Here is a 21,094-nt window from a genome sequence, read left to right on the forward strand (position 1 = left end):
GGCGTCGGCGGCATGGTCAGTGCGATCGTCAGCAACGGGCCGTTTAGACGCGCCTAATCGTTCATCCGGTAGGCGCGGCCTTCCATCACGATAGGCGTAGCGAGCCGGGTTGAAAAGCACGCATCGTAGTACTGTTTGATATCACGTTCGCGCTGCTGGCTTTTGCGCATTTTTACCAGCATCAGCACCAGATTGGCAACCAGTGCCACCGAGAGCACCAGCATCAATAAACCGGTGCCGAAATAGCGCCACAGGGTGATGGCGTCAGGATCGCTGCGTAAATTGATGTGCTGCGTTCCGTTGGCATCGGTGGAGAGTTGAGTGATCACCCCTTTGGCGCTAAAGGGCGTGTGCAGCAGCATGGCGGAAAGCCGTTGCAACTCTTGCCATTGCTCTGTTGCATGATATTCATTCAACGGTTTGGGCGGCAGCGGGTAGTTCACGAGCTGGCGGCCTTCGTCGCTGCGGATCAAAAAGCCGCTGGGGGGCGGGCTGTTCAGCGAGTCGGTGGCCGCGTTAATCTCTTGATAGAAAAAAGACTCCGTGGCGCTGACCACCAGCGATTCCAGAGATTCAGCATTAACCGAGCGCAGCAGAACGTTCATCCCCTTGAGCGAACCTGACTTGGCGCGTCTGACCAAAGCATCCCAGGTTTTCACATTGCCCAGATTGACCAGGGCGTTTTTCAGCCGGGTGCAGTCCTCTTCACGCGTACACAGCTCCTGAGTTTTCAACACGATATCAGAGAAGTTGTTGAGCAGTACCATGCCTGATTTCTGAATGGCGGACGCGAGCTGGGTGCTGACCTTGCCTTCATCGTTGGTCACGGGATGCAACTGGGCATTGACCACGGACAGCAGCGCCGAGGCTTTTTCGATCACGTCCGACTCGGGCAGCGGTAATGAACCGGCCTTGTTCCAGTAGATGGCTGAGCAGTCAAACGGGGTAAAGGCATAGGGCTTTACGTTGCCGGGATAGCGGTTGCCCGCAGGCACATCGCACATACCGGTGCTTTGAATGTCCAGCTTATCGCCGATTTTCAGGTGGGCGTTTTGTAATTCTTCAACCTGCACCACTTTGATATTCTGTGCGCCTTGCAGCCAGCTCATGCTCAGGTTGAGCGGTAGTTCCAACGGCAAGAAACTGAGCAGCAAGATAAGAGGCAGTAGCGCACCCGCAGAGAGAATCAGGTTTTTTCCAAAGCGCTGGAGGGGGAACCGGCTGACCTCCTCGTGGAGCGAGAGAAATTCGCCCTGACGGACCACCTGACGATTCAGATAGATATCGACCTGGGTTTTCTGCGCCAGATCGTAGGCGATATAAGGTTGCCAATGGGGCGGATAGATAAGATCGATATTGCCCAGCGAAATATTGCCAATCTGCTCCTGGTTTGATTCGCCAAACAGGCCGAGGCACTGTGGCGTGCCATTCAGGCAATGTACTTCTTGCAGTTCACGCTCAGAGGGCGCGCGAAACAGCTGCCAGCAGCTCCAGGCGGCCAGCAGCACGGCGGCAATGGCGAGCCAGGGCATCACCGCCAACGGCGTCATCAGGCTGATAAACAGCAGCAGAAAAGCCGATGAAATCAATAGCGCTTCGCGAATGCCCGAGGCGTGATGCATCGCGAACTCTTCTCGCGTCTCTTTGCGAACGGCAACCAACTCGGCGCGTTCATTCCCTTCTTCACGAATCGAGGCATTACGCTCAGGCATTAACGGCGGCGGTAAAACGCCCTGATCGCTGTGCTCAACGCATTCACTCAAGGAATGTCCGTTGAGCGCAACGACCAGCGGAATTGAGCGGGTGTTGATCAGCTCGATATGGTTATTCTCGGTGATGTACTGTTCCCAGTCAGCAGGCAGGTGTATTTCTTGCGTATCAATGAAATAACGCCATTTGTTCGCGGTGCTGGTATTGAGCCCATAACGCGTAATGCTGTGGGTGAGCACATAGACGCGCGGATCCTGGCGGGTACGCGGTAGCACGGGCAACGCGCTGGACGCTGACAGTTGCAGATTGGCCATCGTCAAATAGCGTTCAATGGCGGCACGCTCATCGTGCGTTAATGTGCGTTCTCGCGCGTGCATGACGGCGAATGACGGTTTTGTAAAGGGCAAATGGCGACGCATACGGTATCCAGTGTAACTTCCGATGACGATAAGACAGGCAAACAATAGGGATAAAAGAATAACTATTGTGCTCATGCCATCCTCATTCCAACGCTGATAATTCGGATACTAGCAAACTTATCCCGAGAGTGATAATCCGTATGTCATTGTTAATCAGCTTGAATCACTCATTAACGCAATAAATTTTTCCTATATTTCCTCGATCTTACCAAGAGAAAATCAGAAGAAAACATGGGGAAAATCTGAATTTATTGTCACGTGTTGACTTTTATTTTTTTCCAGGAAAAACCGTGATGTTTGTTATTTGTTGCGATTGCGTAAATTGAGTCGTATCAGAGTTGCGGTAAGATAGCCTGTTAACGCACAATGTGAGCAATATCAAAGAAGAAAATTAACGTTTTTTTTGCATTCTGCGGCGTTTCCGTTGCGAAAAAGAGGTACCCGTTCTACATGTTTTTCATCTCTTTTTTTTTGACGGGTATCAGATTTTTTTTGTTGCCACAGGAATGCCTCGTAGGGCGAATATAGTGATGAATAACAATCTGAAAAAACCGAAAATTCTGAACGTGGAGACGGTGGCCCGTTCGCGCCTGTTTAATGTGGAATCGGTTGATCTGGAGTTCAGCAACGGCGTGCGCCGCGTGTATGAACGGATGCGCCCCTCGGGGCGAGAAGCGGTGATGATCGTACCGATTATCGACAATCAACTGGTGTTGGTGCGCGAATACGCCGTCGGTATCGAACAGTATGAATTAGGCTTCCCCAAAGGGCTTATCGATCCGGGGGAAACCGTTTTTGAAGCGGCGAACCGTGAATTGATGGAAGAAGCGGGGTTTGGTGCACACCAGATGTCGCTGTTGGCGACGCTGACGCTGGCACCTTCCTATTTCTCCAGTCGCATGAATATCGTGGTCGCGCGTGACCTTTATCCCCAGACGCGAGAAGGGGATGAGCCTGAGCCGCTGATTCCGGTGCGCTGGCCGTTGGATAATCTGTTGGGCTTGTTACAGGAACCTGATTTTCGCGAAGCGCGTAATGTCAGCGCGTTGTTTTTAACGCGTGAGTGGTTGGCGGGGCAGACACCTTAGTCGTCCCCGGCCTGGGCCGGGGATTTCTTGCAGAAATAACGCGTTTCATCTGTAAGAGATTCCCGCTTGCGCGGGAATGACGGGAAGGTGCTCGTCCTGGGCGAAGAGGTAAACAGGTTACGCGTTAAAACAGCTCTTCGCTCTGACCGTTTTCCATCAAGGTGGTGCCTGCCTCGTGGACTTCAAACTCCGTAGGCTGCGTGCCATCGACAAAATATTCCGCACGGCTGTTGCCACCGCCGCTGGAGAGTTTGCCGGTATAGCGATCGATGGTGACGGTGACGACGCCCGGCGGCGGCGTCAGTGGCTGCTCGGCAACGCCTTGCAGGGCGATCTTCATATAGTCATCCCACGCAGGTTGGGCGCTCTTTGCGCCGCCCTCATAGCCCGAAATCTGATCTTTAATCGCACCCGAAACCGTGCTGCGGCCCAAATCGCGGCGATGGTCATCAAAGCCAATCCACACCGAGGTGACAAGGTTAGGCCCGTAACCGGAGAACCAGGCATCTTTGGAGCTGTTGGTGGTGCCGGTTTTGCCGCCGATGTCATGACGCTGTAAATCTTTACCGGCACGCCAGCCAGTGCCCATCCAGCCGGGTTCGCCAAACACGTTGCTGTTGAGCGCGCTCTTTATCAGAAACGACAACGGCGTGCTGATGACATGCGGCGCATACGGCAGCGTGCTGACCTGCGCTTCGGTCGGCGTGACGGCGTCAATCTGTGGCTGAGGCACGGTGCCTTGCTGCTCTAGCGAGGTGGCGACGTTTTCCATGCTGTCCGTTGATAGCACGGCAGAGCGCGGCGTTTCGCCATAAACCAGCGGCAGATTGCAGGTGTCGCACACGGTTTTCGGCGTTGCGTTGAAAAGCGCGTTGCCCGTGTCATTCTCGATACGGGAAATGAAGTAAGGGTCAACCAGGTAGCCCCCGTTGGCCATCACCGCATAGCCTCTGACCACCTGGAGCGGCGTGAAGGACGCGGCACCCAGCGCCAGCGATTCGGTACGCACAATGTTTTGTTGTGGGAAACCGAAACGCTGTAAGTAATCAGCCGCGTAATCGACGCCCATGGCGCGCATCGCACGCACCATCACTACGTTTTTGGACTGCCCCAGTCCCTGACGTAAACGAATCGGACCGTCGTAGGTTGCCGGAGAGTTCTTCGGACTCCAGTCTGAGCCTGCGCCTGCATCCCAACGGGTAATCGGCACGTCGTTAAGGATGGTAGCCAGCGTCAGCCCCTTATCCATGGCGGCGGTATACAGGAACGGTTTGATATTGGAACCAATCTGACGCAGCGCCTGCGTGGCACGGTTAAACTTGCTCTGATTGAAATCAAAGCCGCCCACCAGCGCTTCGATGGCACCGTTGGTCGGGTTCATGGACACAATCGCGGAGTTGACGTCCGGCGCTTGTCCCAGCCACCAGTCATTGCCCACCTTGCGTACCCACACCTGCTGGCCGGTTTGCACCACATCGGTGACGCGGCGCGGCATCGCCCCTTGCAGTACGTCGGATTTAAACGGACGCGCCCATTTCATCCCAGCCAGTGGCAGCATAACGTTGCTGCCATCGGCCATCAGCGCGGTGGCTTTGTCGGCATCGCTTTGGGTGATAACGGCGGGGTTTAGCGGGCCGTAGTTGGGGGTATTTTTCAGTTCATTGATGATGCGCGTTTGATCCCAGGCGCTTTCACCCACTTTCCACAGCACTTTTTCCGGGCCGCGATAGCCATGGCGCATATCATAGGCCATGACGTTATTGCGCAGCGCCTCTTCTGCGGCCAACTGACGTTTCTTGGTGATGGTGGTGTAGACCTTGTAGCCATCGTTATAGGCGTCTTCACCGTAGCGTTTCACCATCTCCTGACGCACCATTTCTGCCAGATAGGACGCGGAGAAAGCAATTTCCGGCGCATGATAATCGGCCACCAGCTTCTCGTTACGTGCCTGATCGTACTGTGCCTGCGTGATGTAATTTTCATCGCGCATACGTGCCAGCACCACATTGCGACGCGCCACGGCGCGATCGTAGGAGTAGAGCGGGTTAAAGGTGGACGGGGCTTTGGGCAAACCGGCGATGGTCGCCATTTGGCTCAACGTCAGTTGTTCAACCGAGCGGCCAAAATAGACGTGTGCGGCGGCGCCCACCCCGTAGGCACGATACCCGAGGTAGATCTTGTTGAGATAAAGCTCAAGGATCTCATCTTTGGTCAGCAACTGCTCAATGCGGATCGCCAGAAACACTTCTTTGATCTTACGGATCAGCGTGCGTTCCGGGCTCAAAAAGAAGTTACGCGCCAACTGTTGGGTAATGGTACTTGCCCCTTGCGACGCGTGCCCGGAGGTCAACGCAATGGTGGCGGCGCGGATAATCCCCACCGGATCGACCCCGTGGTGATCGTAAAAACGGCTGTCTTCGGTGGCGATAAACGCGTGGACCATCTCAGGGGGAACCTGGCCCAACTTCAGCGGAATGCGGCGCTTCTCACCGAACTGGGCAATCAGCTCACCGTCGGCGCTGAACACCTGCATCGGCGTTTGTAAACGGACATCTTTCAACGTTGCGACATCGGGCAACTGAGGCTCGATATAACGATATAGCCCATATATCGATGCGGCTCCAAGCAGAATGCAAGTCACTGCAAGGATGAATAAATACTTTACGAACTTCACCGGGAATTTTCCATTCAGTAGCGGGTGGACAGTTTCTAAACAATTGCCCGCTAGTATAAAGGTAAGCCTGCACTGTGGATACGTTCTTTTATTCAGCACACGTTTTCAGCAACGCGTGCCCTTCTCAACGACGAGGGAGAGGTCGCATTGAACATGGCTTATCACCATTGGCAGGTCGGATTAGATATACAAAACGGATGTCTGCGTGCCCTGGCCGTGCAGCGCCGCCGTCATGGCTGGCAACTGCGTCAGTGGTGGCAAATCCCACTGCCTGCGGACACCTTAAGGGAGGGGAGTTTACAGCATTCCGACGCATTGTGCGATGTCCTGACGCAATGGCGGCGGGTGCTGCCGCGCCGACTATCGCTGCGCGTTGGCTTTCCGGCCCAGCGCGTGCTGCAGCAGCTTATGGCGGCCCCTGACAGCCGTCTGCGGGAGCCGGAGCGCGGCTGGTATATCGACCATCAGGCGGCGCGCCAGTTTCCCATTGGCCGCGACTCGCTGGTGCTCGACTATCGCAGTGAGCCCCAGTCGCCGGGCTCCTTGCTGATCACCGCCGCCAAACGTGAAGAGGTAGCGCAGTGGCAACACTGTCTGCATCGCGCCGGGCTAACGCCGGATGTGCTGGATATTGTGCCATGCGCGTTGCGCACCATGGCACAACTGGCGGGGGTGGCTTCCGATTCCCTGCTGTTGCATCGACTGGATACCGAGCACTGGCTGTGGGTTTCGCCGTTATCCCAGCCGCTGTCGTTTGGTGTTATCTCGCAAGACGCGGTGACAGATTCTGGCGATATCGTCACCTGTGTGAGCAATCACTATCCGGGAAAGCGCGGTGAAATAACGTATTACAGTGGCGAGTGGGGCGAGGACACTCCGCTTTCAGTGCACCCGCTGGCGTCGTGGTCGCCGTTTGACATCTTGCATCAAGCCTATCCGCCGCTGCCGATCAATCCGTCCCAGTTTGTGGTGGCGGGCGGTTTGGCGCTGCGGGCGGACGATTAATGCCCCCTTTTCGTGTCAATCTGTTGCCGTGGCGTCAACGCCGACGAGTCCGTGATACTCGCCGCTGGTGGCTGTGGCTGCTGTTTTTTTCGGGGGGATTGCTGCTCACGCTGGCCGCGTGCCGTGAGCGGCTTGACCAACAGCGTGGCGCGATGGAGGAAACGTTGCGCACGCTGCAACAAAAGCAACTCGCGGACAGCGCACAACTGCGTGAGGTTCAACGGTTAATGGCCGCGCTGCGACAGCGGCAAGCGCAGTTGCAGGCAGAAGAGCAAACGCGGGCGCATAACCAGGGTTATGAACAGCTGTTAAAACAGCTGGCGCAGTGGGTGCCTGATGGGCTGTGGCTTACTGCCCTGACAGTGCAGGATGGCAAGGCCCATCTGACGGGCAGAAGCCATGATTATGCCGACATCGTGCACTTCAGCTCCCGGCTCGAAACCGAAACAGCGCTGACATCGGTGCGTCTGATGCAAACACGGCAGGAAATAATGGCGTCACCCGAGGGGGACGTGCCGGTGTTGACGTTTCACCTTCAGGCCGATTGGCGCGTTGAGCGGCTTTCGTTGCCGGACGTGTCCCATGATGAATAGTGTGCGCTCCCTGTGGCTGGCGTTTATGGCGACCCCTCGATGGGTACGGTGGTTGGCGCAAGGTCTGGTGATGGGCATGTTAGCCGCGTTAGGTTATTACACCGTGCTGCAACCGGAGCGTGCCGCCGTGGAGCGCTTGCGGCACGCTCTTTTGCACTCGAGCGAAGCGCACGCGGCGCTGGTACGGCGTTTTGATGATTTCCCGGCGCTGGCGACGTTACAACAACAGTGGGATGCCTTGCCGGATAAACCGGTTTATCACGCCGCGCTGGCGCTGACAGAGCGCCTGTTGCCGCCGCTCTCTGCATCCAATGCCGCGTTGATAACCTTACAACCCCCGATTACCGCCCCTCTACAGCCGTGGAAAATGATAGTAAGCACTGACTTTTTTGGTGGATTGACGCTCATTCAACACATCACCGCGTCCGCGCAGCCGCTGCATATTCACTCACTCTCCATTGAGACGCTACACGAGGTGTTACACCTGGAATTGCGGTTTGCCGTTCCCAACTCCGGTGAGGAGGCGCAATGGTGAAAGTGACTTATGGATGGATGCTGGTGTTGGCGCTGTGCTCACCGCTGGCGCACAGCGATAGCGCGCCCACAGGGCGTAATCCCTTTCAGCCAGCCGCCAGCCACGCAGCCGGTGGGGATGAAATTACGCGATGGCGACTGGAAGGTGTGATTGGGGATAGCGCAGGGTGGTCTGGCTGGCTTTCTGTGCCAGGGGAGCGCTGGCTCATGGTGAACGTGGGCGATACGCTGGCATCCACGGGGTGGACGGTTAGCGCCATCGACCAGCACAGCGTTCAGGTGGAAAAGTCGGTGGTGGATGCAGCAGGACAAGCACGTCACTGGGTGCGGACGCTGCCTGTGGCGCGGTCGTCGCGTAACGACGCGATACGTTGTGTTTTTCAGCGCTGAGCACGGAGGAAAGCCAGATGAAAAGGACAGGGACGCTGAAGCGCGTGGGGGTGTTACTGTGCGCCTTGCTGGGAGAGCATACGGCCTTTGCCAAGGCGCAGACGCCGATCATTTCATTGGCGTTTGACGATGCGCCTGTGCAGAAAATCGTGCAGGCGCTCGCCGAGCATCAGCGGTTGAATGTGGTGGTTGCGCCTGACGTTAACGGTGTGATGAGCCTGCGCTTGAACCATGTTCCCTGGCAGCAGGCGCTAGACATTGTCGCGCTGCAGGGCGCGCTGTCGATTGAACGCAAGGGCAATGTATTGCTGGTGTCTTCTCGTGCGGTCGATGTACGTCAGACGGTATTGGAAAACCGTTTTTTCACCCTGCAATACGCCGATGCGCAAGAGGTTGCTTCCAGCGTGCTGGCACAGCGCAGTACGCTGTTATCGGATCAGGGTAGCGTGAGTGCGGATACGCGCACTAATGCCCTTTTGGTGCGCGATACCCCCGCGATAGTGCAGTCGTTACAGACGTGGATTGACACGCTGGATAGGCCTGTTGCTCAAGTGCAATTAGCCGCACACATCGTCACCATCAGCAGCGACAGTTTACGGGAGCTGGGCGTGAGCTGGGGCATGGGTGAACCGGCGCACGCGGGCCGAACGCTGCGTCTGAATGACTTTACCGTTAACCTGCCGGTGGAATCGCCCGCGGGCAGCGTGGGGTTCAATCTGGCCCGTTTGAATGGCCGCCTGCTCGATTTAGAACTGTCAGCGCTTGAGCATGAGAATCAGGTTGAAATCATCGCCAGCCCGCGTCTTTTTACTGCCCATAAGCAGATGGCCAGCATCAAGCAGGGCACGGAAATTCCCTATCAGGTGTCCAGCGGTGCCAGCGGTGCTACCGCCATTCAGTTTAAAGAAGCGGTACTGGGGATGGAAGTGACGCCCACGGTGCTGCCTGAGGGCAAGATTACGCTTAACCTGAAAATCAGCCAAAACATGCCAGGGGTGGTGATTAAACAAAGCGACAATGGAGAAACACTCGCGATCGATAAACAAGAAATTCAAACCCAGGTTACGGTGTCTGATGGTGAGACGATTGTGTTAGGCGGGATTTTTCAACAACAAAAAAATCGAGGGGAACGAAAAGTGCCGCTGCTGGGGGATGTTCCGTTGCTGGGTTCACTGTTTCAACATCAAAGAACTGAGCGTAAGCGGCGTGAACTGGTGATTTTTATCACCCCAACCTTGGTCGCCACCTCGCCGTGAGAGGCGCATAACGGTGCGCTTTGTGATCCACGTTTTACCCGTTTCCGCTTTCTCAGTTTGACGCTGCGCTGGATTTAGCATACAAGGTTAGCCCATTGAGCGCTGCGGTCTGTCGAAGCGGAATTATCTTACCGGAAGATGCCTAATTAATACGCTTTTTGCTGTTTGACGCGGGGCGAGACATTTTATTCGGTTGCCAAATGCCCCTGAGTATTGAGATAATTTTCTGTCTGATTCTCGAACTATCGCTCATGAGGTTTCAGTTTAGGTCCCGCCGCTGGGTTGATTGGCGGGGCGGGTTATCATTAACGAATAGTCTTAGTAACACCAAAAAACATGGCAGAGAAACGCAATATCTTTCTGGTTGGGCCTATGGGTGCCGGCAAAAGCACTATTGGCCGTCAGTTAGCTCAGCAACTCAATATGGAGTTTTTCGACTCCGATCAAGAAATTGAGCGACGCACCGGGGCTGATGTGGGCTGGGTTTTTGATCTCGAAGGCGAAGAAGGTTTTCGCGAACGCGAAGAAAAAGTCATCAACGAATTGACCGAAAAACAGGGTATCGTACTGGCTACCGGAGGTGGCTCGGTAAAATCACGCGAGACGCGCAATCGCCTGTCTGCGCGCGGCGTTGTGGTCTATTTGGAAACCACCATTGAAAAACAGTTGGCGCGCACGCAGCGTGACAAAAAGCGTCCTTTGCTTCAGGTAGAGGATCCGCCGCGCGAAGTGCTGGAGGCGTTAGCAAGAGAGCGTAACCCGCTGTATGAAGAAATTGCTGACGTCACCATTCGCACGGATGAGCAGAGCGCCAAAGTGGTTGCCAACCAGATTATCAGTATGTTGGATGGCAACTGAGTAACAACATCGCCCTGAGCTCCGGGGCCAAGCGGGTGAACCACGCGCATGGAAAGAATTACCGTAACATTAGGGGAACGCAGCTATCCCATTACGATAGCTGCCGGGTTGTTTGCTGACCCGGCTTCTTTTATGCCGCTGGCCGCGGGCGAACAGGTGATGTTGGTGACCAACCAGACGCTGGCACCGCTCTATCTTGAAGCGGTGAGTCGTGTGCTGGAACAGGCAGGCGTGAAAGTCGACAACGTCATATTGCCAGACGGCGAGCAGTACAAATCGCTAACGGTATTGGACGACGTCTTTACCGCATTGCTGCAAAAACCCCATGGTCGAGATACCACGATCGTTGCCTTGGGGGGTGGTGTGATTGGCGATCTGGCGGGCTATGCTGCCGCCAGCTATCAGCGTGGCGTGCGCTTTATTCAGGTACCCACAACGCTGTTATCGCAAGTTGACTCTTCTGTCGGCGGGAAGACGGCGGTCAATCATCCTCTCGGTAAAAACATGATTGGCGCGTTCTATCAGCCCGCCTCTGTGGTTATCGATTTGGACTGTCTTCGCACCTTACCGGCCCGGGAGTTTTCCTCCGGCCTGGCTGAGGTGATCAAATATGGGATTATTCTTGATGGCGAGTTCTTCGTTTGGTTAGAGAATAATCTTGACGCGGTACGTGAACTGGAGCCAGCGGCGCTCTCTTACTGCATTCGCCGTTGCTGTGAACTGAAAGCCGAGGTGGTAGCTGCGGATGAACGCGAAAGCGGGGTGCGTGCGCTGCTTAACCTGGGTCATACTTATGGTCATGCTATCGAAGCTGAAATGGGGTATGGCAACTGGTTACACGGTGAAGCGGTGGCGGCGGGCATGATGATGGCCGCGCATGCGGCGAGAAGGCTGGGTCAATTCAGCGCGTCGGACATCGATCGTATTCATGCATTGCTGGTGCGTGCAGGGCTGCCGGTTCAGGGCCCGGAGGCGATGTCACCAGAATCTTATCTTCCCCATATGATGCGTGATAAAAAGGTACAGGCAGGTGAGCTGCGCCTTGTTTTACCCACTGCGATTGGGCGCTCGGAAGTGCGTGGCGGCGTATCACACGATATTGTGTTGGCGTCGATCGCTGATTGCCGGGCGTGAATGCAGTTTTTCGGGTATTTGCAGACATATTCACGCTGATGGTTTATGGTTAATAGAAGATAATGTCTTATAATTCAACAATTCGCTTCGCCAACCGCGCAGCGGGTATGTGTTTTTTATAGTTGGAGGGGTTTAAATGGACGAATTTAAACCAGAAGATGCGTTAAAACCGGATACCAGCGATCGACGGCCACAACGTCAGCAACGCAGTCCCCGTCTTTCTGCGCCGCAGTTAGCGCTCTCTCGTCAACATTTGATGATTGGTATCGGGATCGTGGTGCTGGTGTTGTTGATCATCGGCGTGGGCTCCGCCTTGCAATCGCCGTCTAAACCGGCAGAGGGCGCGCAAACGGCGGCATCGGGCAACGGTGAGAAGAGTATCGATTTGTCCTCTTCTTCTGCGATGACGCCGGGGGCATCCGCGCAAGGGGACGCTGCATCAGGTAATGCGCTTGTATCAGGAAACGCTACCGCGCCAGGGCAGCCGCAAACCTTGAATGCGCCGCCGGTCGCGGGCTCACCGACCCAAGCGCAAGTCACGCCTCCGCCTGCCGGGCAGCAGCGTGTTGAACTGCCGGGTAACATGACGGATGCGCTTTCGACGCAGCAAGAGAAGGTTAACGCGTTCTCTCAAGGGGCGACGTCAGGCTCCTCACCGGTAACCACTTTGCCGATTGCGCCTGCTACGGTGGCGCCTTCAGCGAAAAATCCGCCGCACGTCTCAGAGAAGACGGCGCAGGAAAAGGCCGCACATGCTAAAAACGCTCAGGATAAGGCCGCGCAAAGCAAATCAGCCCTAACGCCAGCGCAAAAAGTGCCGATGACATCAAGCAAGCCGACATCCTCTGGGGACAAGGCGACGGTTTCAGGGCAGGGGGGATCGATTCAAAATGCGCCCGCCAGCCATTTCACACTGCAATTGAGCAGTGCATCACGTTCAGATACGCTGAAAGCTTACGCCACACAGCACAACCTACCCAACGCTTGGGTTTATGAAACCAAGCGAGACGGTAAGCCCTGGTATGTATTGGTGAACGGTGTTTACGCTTCTTCCGCTGAAGCGAAGCAGGCGGCGTCATCGCTTCCTGCGGCCGTGCAGGCACAAAAACCATGGGTTAAGCCGATCCGTCAGGTGAAGCAGGACTTGAATAAGTAACACCAATTTTAGCCCTGATGTGCTGTCTGACACAGAGTACAATCCGCGGCTCTGAAATGTAATGAGTAACTAACGACGGCATGAAGAAGAACCGCGCTTTTTTAAAATGGGCTGGTGGGAAATATCCGCTGGTAGAAGAAATTCGCCGCTATCTACCTGAAGGAGACTGTTTGATTGAGCCGTTTGTCGGGGCCGGTTCGGTATTTTTGAATACGGAGTACGACCGTTACATCCTGGCAGACATTAACAGCGACCTCATCAATCTCTACGATATCGTTAAGACGCAAACCGACGATTTCATTCGTGACGCGCGCGAACTGTTCACTGACGAATACAACGTGGCGGAAGTGTTTTATCAGCTGCGTGATGAGTTTAATCTTTGTACACTTCCCTATCGTCGCGCGGTGCTGTTTTTGTATTTGAATCGTCACTGTTATAACGGATTGTGCCGCTATAACATGCGGGGCGAATTCAACGTGCCATTTGGCCGTTACAAAAAACCGTATTTTCCCGAAGAAGAGTTACGCTGGTTCGCCCTCAAAGCGCGCAATGCCATTTTTGTTTGTGAGCATTATCAGCAGACTTTGCTCAAAGCAACGCAAGGTGCCGTGGTCTATTGTGATCCCCCTTATGCGCCGCTTTCTGCAACGGCGAATTTTACGGCGTATCACACGAATAATTTCAACAACATCGATCAACAGAGCCTGGCGACGCTGGCGTATCGGTTATCGGTGGAGAGTGCCATTCCCGTGCTGATATCCAACCATGATACCGAGCTGACTCGAGCGTGGTATCAGGATGCGGCGTTGTATGTGGTGAGGGCCAGACGCACCATCAGTCGCAATATCATGGGGCGGAGCAAGGTCAATGAGCTGTTGGCGCTCTACGGTGCGCCACTACGTTAATGCCCGATGCGTGCGAAGAGTTCGGGTTATCCTATAAACTGTTTGGAGATACGAATGAAGCCTTTCCTGATCGCTCCGTCCATCTTATCGGCCGACTTTGCCCGGTTAGGGGAAGACACCGCCAGCGTGCTGGCTGCCGGAGCCGATGTGGTTCACTTCGATGTCATGGATAACCACTATGTTCCCAACCTGACCATCGGGCCGCTGGTGCTTAAAGCACTGCGCAATTATGGCATTACCGCCCCTATCGATGTTCACCTGATGGTGAAGCCGGTAGACCGCCTTATTCCTGATTTCGCCGAAGCCGGTGCCAGCTTTATCACCTTCCATCCGGAAGCTTCCGAGCATGTCGATCGTTCGCTGCAACTGATCAAGGACCACGGCTGTAAAGCCGGGCTGGTACTGAACCCGGCGACGTCGCTCAGCTGCCTTGATTACGTGATGGATAAGCTGGATATCATTCTGTTGATGTCGGTAAACCCTGGCTTTGGCGGGCAATCTTTTATTCCCGGCACGTTAGATAAGCTGCGTCAGGTGCGCCAACGCATCGATGAGAGCGGTTATGACATTCGACTGGAAGTGGATGGCGGCGTGAAAGTCGACAACATTGCCCAGATTGCGCAAGCCGGCGCGGATATGTTCGTGGCGGGTTCTGCCATTTTCGGCCATCCCGATTACCGCGCCGTGATTGATAACATGCGCAGTGAATTGAGTAAGGTATCTCATGGCTAACATCAGTACGGTTCGCGGGTTGGCTTTCGATCTGGATGGCACGCTGGTCGACAGCGCGCCGGGGTTGGCGGATGCCGTTGATATGGCATTGCAGGCACTGAATCTGCCTGCGGCGGGCAACGCGCGCGTTGCCACCTGGATCGGCAACGGTGCTGATGTGCTGGTGGAGCGGGCGTTGCGCTGGGCAGGAATGACGCCCACGGCGCAAGATATCCGCACCGCGCGTGAACTGTTTGATCGCTACTATGCGCAAACGGTGGACAGCGGCAGTACGCTGTTTCCCGATGTGCACGCCACGCTGACCCAACTGGCTGACTGGGGCTACCCGATGGCGCTGGTCACCAATAAGCCGACGCCTTTTGTCGCGCCGCTGCTGGAGACGCTGGGTATTGCCGGGTTGTTTAGCCAAATCGTTGGCGGTGATGATGTCAAAATGAAAAAGCCCCATCCTGCACCACTCTATCTGGTGTTGGCGCAGCAGGGGCTGCTGGCATCCGAATTGCTGTTTGTCGGCGATTCGCGCAACGATATTCAGGCGGCACAGGCGGCGGGTTGTCCGAGCGTGGGCATGACCTATGGCTATAACTACGGAGAAGCCATTGCACTGAGTCAACCCGATGTGGTGCTCGAGCGCTTCTCACAACTTTTGCCCCTGGTGGGGCCACTTACGTCAAAAAATCAGGAAGCGTCAGCATGAATAAGCCCATTGTGTTTAGCGGTGCACAGCCGTCCGGTGAACTCACCATTGGTAATTACATGGGTGCATTACGTCAGTGGGTGAACATGCAGGATGATTACGATTGCATATACTGCATCGTTGACCTGCATGCCATCACTGTGCGTCAGGATCCTCAGCAGTTGCGCAAAGCGACGCTGGATACGCTGGCGCTCTATCTGGCCTGCGGTATCGATCCGCAGAAAAGCACCATCTTCGTTCAGTCTCATGTGCCGGAGCACACGCAGCTGAGTTGGGTGCTAAACTGCTATTCCTACTTCGGTGAACTGAGCCGCATGACGCAGTTCAAAGACAAATCGGCACGCTATTCCGACAACATCACTGCCGGTTTGTTTGACTATCCGGTGCTGATGGCGGCCGATATCCTGCTGTACCAAACCCATCAGGTGCCAGTGGGTGAAGATCAGAAACAGCATCTGGAATTGAGCCGCGATATTGCTCAGCGCTTTAATGCGCTCTACGGTGATGTTTTCAAAGTGCCCGAGCCGTTTATTCCCAAATCCGGTGCGCGCGTGATGTCGTTGCTCGATCCCACCAAAAAAATGTCCAAGTCAGATGACAACCGCAATAATGTGATTGGGTTGTTGGAAGATCCGAAAGCCGTAGTGAAAAAGATCAAACGCGCGGTGACGGATTCCGATGAGCCGCCAGTGGTGCGTTATGACATCGCCAACAAGGCGGGGGTATCTAACCTGCTGGATATTCTGTCTGGGGTGACGGGAAAACCGATTCCTGAACTGGAAAAAGCCTTTGAAGGCCAGATGTATGGCCACTTGAAGGGCGCGGTCGCTGACGCCGTTTCCGGCATGCTGACCGAGTTGCAGGCGCGTTATCACCATTTCCGTAACGATGAAGCTTTCTTGCAGCAGGTAATGCGTGACGGCGCTGAAAAAGCGCGGCTCAAAGCCACTGCAACGCTGAAGAAAGTGTACGACGCGGTGGGCTTCGTCGCTCATCCGTAATCTGTGTCTCGCTGATTATCTGGCGGTTTGCGCCGCCAGATAATGGCATATCAATTATGCTATATCGATAGCGTTATATTGATGACTTCACACCTGAGGAATTGGCGGAACCACGCCGTCGGGAATCGGGTTCTCAAACGGCGTAACGCTCAGTTTCTCGGCCAATTCCGCTTTTGCCTGTGCCACCAGCGCCGGGTTCTGGAGCAAATCCACGGTTAATGACGCCATGGCTTCAGCCGCATAGGCGGTGCCTTTGTGCGCCGCAGGTGCCTTGCCCTGCGCCACCAACTGCCAGGAGTGGGCGGGAGTGCCGATGGCGTAGGTGGCGGCACGAATTTGTACGGTAGGCACTACCCAACTTACCGTGCCGACGTCGGTGGAGCCGATAAAGCTGTCATCCGGGCTGTAAAGCGGGTAGATGCCTTCATGCAGCGATTCACCGGCTTTGGCTTTCACCCCAAAGCGCGCGTAGGAGTTGGCAATATCTTCTGCGCTCATGGCGGTTTGGAATGTGGCGGCAAAAGCGCGATCCGCATCATCGAACTGAATTGGGCCAAGCGCCAGCAGATGTTCATGCATGCGCTGTTCCAGCGTTGCGTTACCCAGCAAGTTGGCATCGCCGCTGATCACTTCCCAACTCACTTCTGTTTCGGTCATCAGCGCTGCACCTTGTGCGATTTTCTTCACGCGCTTAACCAACTGGTGGAGTTCGGGTAACTGACGTGCCCGTACCAGATAGCGTACCGTTGCGTTGGCCTGAACTACGTTCGGCGCATGACCGCCGCTGTCGGTGATGGCGTAGTGTACGCGCGCCGATGATGGCATGTGTTCGCGCATGTAGTTAACGCCAACGTTCATCAGCTCTACGGCATCGAGCGCGCTGCGTCCCAGATGTGGGCTGCTGGCGGCGTGCGAAGCGCGGCCTTTGAAATAAAAATTCAGTTCGTTGCAGGCCAGAGAATCTGGACTGTTAACGCCGGTAAAGGTGGCCGGGTGCCAGCAGATAGCAATATCCACATCGTCAAACACGCCCTCTTTGACCATAAAACCTTTGGAAGAGCCGCCCTCTTCCGCCGGGCAACCGTAGAAGCGCACGGTGCCGGGCAACTGATGCTGTTGCAGGTAATCTTTTACCGCCGTGGCGGCCTGCAATGCAGCGGTGCCAAGCAAATTGTGGCCGCAGCCGTGACCGTTACCACCCGCATCGATAGGGCAAGGCTCAGCCACGCCCGCTTGCTGGCTCAGCCCTGGCAGCGCATCGTATTCGCCCAGCAAGGCAATCACCGGTTTACCGGAACCACATTCGCCCAGCAAGGCGGTTGGCATCCCGGCAATACCTGTTGTCAGGCGAAAACCTTCCTGCTTGAGCACCGCTTCATGCAGTGCGGCGGAGCGGATTTCTTCATAGTTGAGTTCCGGCACATCCCAGATGCTGTCGCTAAGCGCAGTGAACTGTGGATTTTTGGCGGCAATAAGCTCGCGCAGGGCTGCGACGGTGTGCGTATCGATAGCGGGTAAGGTGTGTTGTTCTGATGGCGATGTCATGGATCAGGCGCTCCTGCGGTTATAACCGTGAATGCGGTGGGGAATGAAGAAGACGTGGCGTCAATCAGACGCCACGTTCGTGGTTCAGGTTAGGGTCGCGAGAGGGCGATCAGAGCGGGGTGGTGTCCATGCCAAACCATTTTTCACTCAGCTTCTTGATGGTGCCGTCTGCTTTAGCCTGATCGATGGCTTTATCAAACAAGGCTTTCAACTCAGGATCGCTTTTACGCAGGCCGATGGACGAGCCGCTGCCTAAAATGCCGCCGATAAACTGAGGGCCGGCCATCAGGATTTCGCCGTTTGATTTGTCAGCGGTATTTTTCATGTAAGGCGCTGAACCGATAACCAGATCGACGCGACCGGCTTTGAGATCCAGATCGTGCTCTTGCATGGTTTTGTATTCGCGTACGGTCATCATGCCTTTGAAGTATTTATCCAGCAGCGTGCTGGCGATCGAGGCAGACTGAACGCCAATGGTTTTGCCTTTCAGCAGCGGGCGCAATTTTTCCACTTCAGCGATGGCAGTGGCTTCATCTTTCTCATTGAGGGAGAAACGGGTGCCCAGATCCGGCAGCGATGCCAGCGGGCTGGATTTCAGCACGGCAAAGGTTTGGCCCGCCTGGGTGTAAGGCTGGCTGAAATCGATCACTTCACGGCGCTTTGGCGTGGCGGACATGCCGGAGATGATGGCATCAAACTTACCGGCGTTCAGCGCTGGGATGCTGCTGGCAAACGGCTGCACCATGATCTCGCATTTTACTTTCATGTTGTCGCACAGCACCTTGTACAGTTCAATTTCCATGCCATCCAACGTACCGTCCGGCTTGGTGAAGTTGTACGGGTGGTAAGCGCCTTCAGTGGCGATGCGCACGGTGCTCCAGGTTTTACCGGCTTCTGCCGCAGCGTTGAATGACGTAGAGAGTGCGCCAGCCAGACAAAGCGCATAGGCAGCGGCAGCGAGTTTGGTTTTTATCATCGAGGTATCTCCTGGTGGTTGTCTGTTGTGTTCTAAAGCATTGTGTTGATAAGCGTAGCGTTCTGTTACCAACTGGCAATAAACTGACGGAAACGGGCGGACTGGCTGGCGGTAAACATCTGTTCCGGCGTGCCTTGCTCTTCGATCTCGCCCTGATGCAGGAACACCACGCGGTTAGAGACTTCACGCGCAAAATCCATTTCATGGGTGACGACCAGCATGGTCATGCCTTCATCGGCCAGTTGGCGCATCACGCGCAGCACTTCCCCGACCAACTCTGGATCCAGCGCCGACGTGGGTTCATCAAACAGCATCACTTTGGGTGACATGGCCAGCGCACGCGCAATCGCGGCACGCTGTTGCTGCCCGCCGGAAAGGTGGGAAGGGTAGTAGTGACGTTTATCGGCCAGCCCAACCTTCTCAAGCAGTTGCTCTGCATGTGCTTTGGCGTCCTGTGGGGCGTGTTTGAGCACGTGGATCGGCGCTTCAATCACGTTTTCCAGCACGGTTTTGTGCGACCACAGATTGAAGTTTTGAAACACCATGCCGAGCTGGGTACGGATACGGTCGATCTGTTTCGGGCTGGCCGGACGGTTTTGCCCTTGGCGATTCGCTTTCATCGCGATGGTTTCGCCACCGACAATAATCTCGCCCTGATCGGGAATTTCAAGCAGGTTGGTGCAGCGCAGCAGGGTGGATTTGCCCGAGCCGGAGGAACCCAGAATCGAGACAACCTCGCCCTGACTGGCTTCAAACGAGATCCCTTTCAGGACTTCCAGTGAGCCGAAACGCTTGTGAATGTTGCGCAGGCTGATAGCGGCGGTACTCATGATGGGTTTCCTTTCATATTCTTAACTTCAGCCAGCGACTGCGGTGCGCGCAGATACGGCGTCATACGGTGTTCGACAAAAGCCAGCAAGCGGGTGAGCACCAGATTGATCAGCAGGTAGATGGCGCCGGCCACCAGAAACACTTCGAGCGCGCGGTAGGTTTCCGCAATCAAGCGTGCTGCAATGCCGGTGATTTCCATCAGCGTGATGATGGACGCCAGCGAGGTGGATTTGATCATGGAGATCAACTCGTTGCCGTAGGCAGGCAGCGCCTGGCGAATGGCGAGCGGAAACACGATGCGGGTAAATATTTTCCAGGATGGCATGCCACAGGCGCGTGCCGCTTCGATCTGCCCGGCGGGCACCGATTGCAAACCCCCGCGAATGATTTCGCTGGCGTAAGCACCGGTACAAAGCGTTAACGACAGCAGCGCACACCAGTAAGGCTCACGCAGTATCGGCCACAGGACGCTTTCACGCACCCAACTGAATTGCCCTAAACCGTAGTAGATAAGGAACAGTTGCACCAGCAACGGTGTGCCACGGAAGAACAGCACATACAGACGTGCGACTGATTGCAACAGTCGGCTGCCAGAAAGCTGCATCGCGGCCAGCGCCAGGGCTAAAAAGAAGCCGATCAGCACTGAACCTACCGCGAGTTGGAGTGTAAGCGGTACGCCGGGAATAATTTCCAGGAAGGTTTCGTAGAAGAAATTAACATCCATTACCGTCTTACACCTCGCGAATAGTGTGCCTCCGCGCGGCGCATCAGCCAGCCGGAAAAAATCGAAATCACCAGATAAATCATGGCGGCAGCCATGTAGAAATCAAACGGTTTGCCCGTGGAACCCGCACCGGTCTGTGACTGGGTCAAGAGTTCTGCCACACCGGTAACTGACACCAGCGCCGAAGCTTTCAATACCAGTTGCCAGACGTTGCCGAGCGCAGGAATGGCATGGCGCAGCAGCAGCGGAACAATAATGCGGCGCAGACGCAGCAGGGTAGGCATGCCGCAGGCTTTGGCGGCCTCTATCTCACCTTTGGCTACGGCGTAGAAGGCGCCGCGAAATACTTCGGTTTGCTGTGCGCCTGAGGCGATGCCGACGGCAATCACCCCGGCGATATAACCGGGAAAACCGATAAAACCGTTGTGTCCAAACAGGCTTGCCAGCAGCGTCAGTGCAGAGCTACCGCCAAAGTAGAGCAGGAAAATAATCAGCAGATCGGGAATACCGCGCGTTACCGTGGTATAGCATTCCGCCACAAAGCGAAGTGGCCGATTGCCCGCTATTTTTGACCAGGCACCGAGGGTGCCGATGAGTGCGCCTAATAAAAAACCGCCTACTGCCAATGCCAGGGTCATTCCTGTCCCCATCAGCAGCAATCTTCCCCAGCCATTCTCACCAAAACTGATGAGCTGCCAAAATGTCATTTGTTCCACGTATTACTCCGATTTTCTTTTTGCAGGCATAGCTCCGCGCGCGGCCTGAACGCTGCGGGTGGCCCTTGGCTGGGCATCCCTCGCATTGAGCAGAGTACTTAGGATACAAAGCAATATTCAGGCCACGTTTTTATTATTGTTGAAACGATT

The 21,094-nt window shown here is 55.3% G+C and carries 20 protein-coding genes; 13 read left to right on the forward strand and 7 right to left on the reverse strand.

Annotated elements, in window-relative coordinates; genetic code table 11:
- Positions 1-53: 53 nt before the first annotated feature.
- Positions 54-2,204, reverse strand: coding sequence for an intracellular growth attenuator family protein (locus J5067_RS20365; protein WP_264651889.1), 2,151 nt, complete (start codon positions 2,202-2,204; stop codon positions 54-56).
- A 455-nt stretch (positions 2,205-2,659) separates the two neighbouring features.
- On the opposite strand from J5067_RS20365, the gene nudE reads away from it, so the two are divergent.
- On the forward strand, positions 2,660-3,217 hold the full coding sequence (gene nudE / locus J5067_RS20370; RefSeq protein WP_264651925.1) for an ADP compounds hydrolase NudE: 558 nt from the start codon (positions 2,660-2,662) through the stop codon (positions 3,215-3,217).
- A gap of 124 nt (positions 3,218-3,341) precedes the next feature.
- On the opposite strand, the gene mrcA is transcribed toward nudE, so the two are convergent.
- A complete protein-coding gene (gene mrcA / locus J5067_RS20375; protein ID WP_264651890.1) occupies positions 3,342-5,891 on the reverse strand; it encodes a peptidoglycan glycosyltransferase/peptidoglycan DD-transpeptidase MrcA in 2,550 nt (849 codons plus the stop codon).
- 153 nt (positions 5,892-6,044) lie between these two features.
- Here mrcA and pilM point away from each other — a divergent pair, with 153 nt between their 5' ends.
- The 12 genes from pilM (at position 6,045) to trpS (ending at position 16,152) form a co-directional block, all read left to right on the forward strand.
- Positions 6,045-6,896: a type IV pilus biogenesis protein PilM gene (pilM, locus tag J5067_RS20380; RefSeq protein WP_264645648.1), complete on the forward strand. Its 852-nt coding sequence runs from the start codon at positions 6,045-6,047 to the stop codon at positions 6,894-6,896.
- Complete coding sequence (locus J5067_RS20385) at positions 6,896-7,489, forward strand: PilN domain-containing protein (protein ID WP_264651891.1); 594 nt, start codon at positions 6,896-6,898, stop codon at positions 7,487-7,489. The genes pilM and J5067_RS20385 overlap by 1 nt, the downstream gene beginning before the upstream one ends.
- Positions 7,479-8,024: a hypothetical protein gene (locus J5067_RS20390; RefSeq protein WP_264645650.1), complete on the forward strand. Its 546-nt coding sequence runs from the start codon at positions 7,479-7,481 to the stop codon at positions 8,022-8,024. Before J5067_RS20385 ends, J5067_RS20390 begins: the two co-directional genes overlap by 11 nt.
- Positions 8,018-8,413: a DUF2531 family protein gene (locus J5067_RS20395; RefSeq protein WP_264645651.1), complete on the forward strand. Its 396-nt coding sequence runs from the start codon at positions 8,018-8,020 to the stop codon at positions 8,411-8,413. Before J5067_RS20390 ends, J5067_RS20395 begins: the two co-directional genes overlap by 7 nt.
- Before the next feature lie 17 nt (positions 8,414-8,430).
- Entirely contained in the window at positions 8,431-9,669 is a 1,239-nt protein-coding gene (hofQ, locus tag J5067_RS20400) for a DNA uptake porin HofQ (protein ID WP_264651892.1), read from the forward strand.
- Positions 9,670-10,005: 336 nt separating this feature from the next.
- The gene (aroK, locus tag J5067_RS20405; protein ID WP_222158785.1) at positions 10,006-10,527 is read left to right on the forward strand and encodes a shikimate kinase AroK; all 522 of its coding nucleotides are present in this window, start codon (positions 10,006-10,008) and stop codon (positions 10,525-10,527) included.
- Positions 10,528-10,575: 48 nt separating this feature from the next.
- A complete protein-coding gene (gene aroB, locus J5067_RS20410) occupies positions 10,576-11,661 on the forward strand; it encodes a 3-dehydroquinate synthase (protein ID WP_264651893.1) in 1,086 nt (361 codons plus the stop codon).
- A gap of 136 nt (positions 11,662-11,797) precedes the next feature.
- On the forward strand, positions 11,798-12,817 hold the full coding sequence (locus J5067_RS20415) for an SPOR domain-containing protein (protein WP_264645654.1): 1,020 nt from the start codon (positions 11,798-11,800) through the stop codon (positions 12,815-12,817).
- Positions 12,818-12,897: 80 nt separating this feature from the next.
- Positions 12,898-13,722: an adenine-specific DNA-methyltransferase gene (gene dam, locus J5067_RS20420; RefSeq protein ID WP_264645655.1), complete on the forward strand. Its 825-nt coding sequence runs from the start codon at positions 12,898-12,900 to the stop codon at positions 13,720-13,722.
- A gap of 54 nt (positions 13,723-13,776) precedes the next feature.
- On the forward strand, positions 13,777-14,454 hold the full coding sequence (gene rpe / locus J5067_RS20425) for a ribulose-phosphate 3-epimerase (protein ID WP_264651894.1): 678 nt from the start codon (positions 13,777-13,779) through the stop codon (positions 14,452-14,454).
- Complete coding sequence (locus tag J5067_RS20430) at positions 14,447-15,151, forward strand: phosphoglycolate phosphatase (RefSeq protein WP_264651895.1); 705 nt, start codon at positions 14,447-14,449, stop codon at positions 15,149-15,151. Before rpe ends, J5067_RS20430 begins: the two co-directional genes overlap by 8 nt.
- A complete protein-coding gene (gene trpS / locus J5067_RS20435) occupies positions 15,148-16,152 on the forward strand; it encodes a tryptophan--tRNA ligase (protein ID WP_264645658.1) in 1,005 nt (334 codons plus the stop codon). Before J5067_RS20430 ends, trpS begins: the two co-directional genes overlap by 4 nt.
- Positions 16,153-16,239: 87 nt before the next feature.
- Here the strand turns inward: trpS and J5067_RS20440 are convergent, their stop codons facing one another.
- The 5 genes from J5067_RS20440 to J5067_RS20460 all read right to left on the reverse strand — a co-directional run bounded on the left by J5067_RS20440 (position 16,240) and on the right by J5067_RS20460 (position 20,944).
- Positions 16,240-17,697: a M20 family metallopeptidase gene (locus J5067_RS20440; protein ID WP_264651896.1), complete on the reverse strand. Its 1,458-nt coding sequence runs from the start codon at positions 17,695-17,697 to the stop codon at positions 16,240-16,242.
- A gap of 109 nt (positions 17,698-17,806) precedes the next feature.
- Positions 17,807-18,673, reverse strand: a complete 867-nt coding sequence (locus tag J5067_RS20445; RefSeq protein WP_264645661.1) for a transporter substrate-binding domain-containing protein — start codon at positions 18,671-18,673, stop codon at positions 17,807-17,809.
- A 65-nt stretch (positions 18,674-18,738) separates the two neighbouring features.
- On the reverse strand, positions 18,739-19,503 hold the full coding sequence (locus J5067_RS20450; RefSeq protein ID WP_264645662.1) for an ABC transporter ATP-binding protein: 765 nt from the start codon (positions 19,501-19,503) through the stop codon (positions 18,739-18,741).
- Positions 19,500-20,228: an ABC transporter permease gene (locus J5067_RS20455; RefSeq protein WP_264645663.1), complete on the reverse strand. Its 729-nt coding sequence runs from the start codon at positions 20,226-20,228 to the stop codon at positions 19,500-19,502. The genes J5067_RS20450 and J5067_RS20455 overlap by 4 nt, the downstream gene beginning before the upstream one ends.
- Positions 20,228-20,944 (reverse strand): ABC transporter permease subunit, encoded by a 717-nt coding sequence (locus J5067_RS20460; RefSeq protein WP_319801693.1) that lies wholly within the window; start codon positions 20,942-20,944, stop codon positions 20,228-20,230. The genes J5067_RS20455 and J5067_RS20460 overlap by 1 nt, the downstream gene beginning before the upstream one ends.
- Between the last annotated feature and the right edge of the window lie 150 nt (positions 20,945-21,094).

It is taken from the genome of Candidatus Symbiopectobacterium sp. NZEC151, assembly GCF_025962655.1.
Classification (GTDB): Bacteria; Pseudomonadota; Gammaproteobacteria; order Enterobacterales; family Enterobacteriaceae; genus Symbiopectobacterium.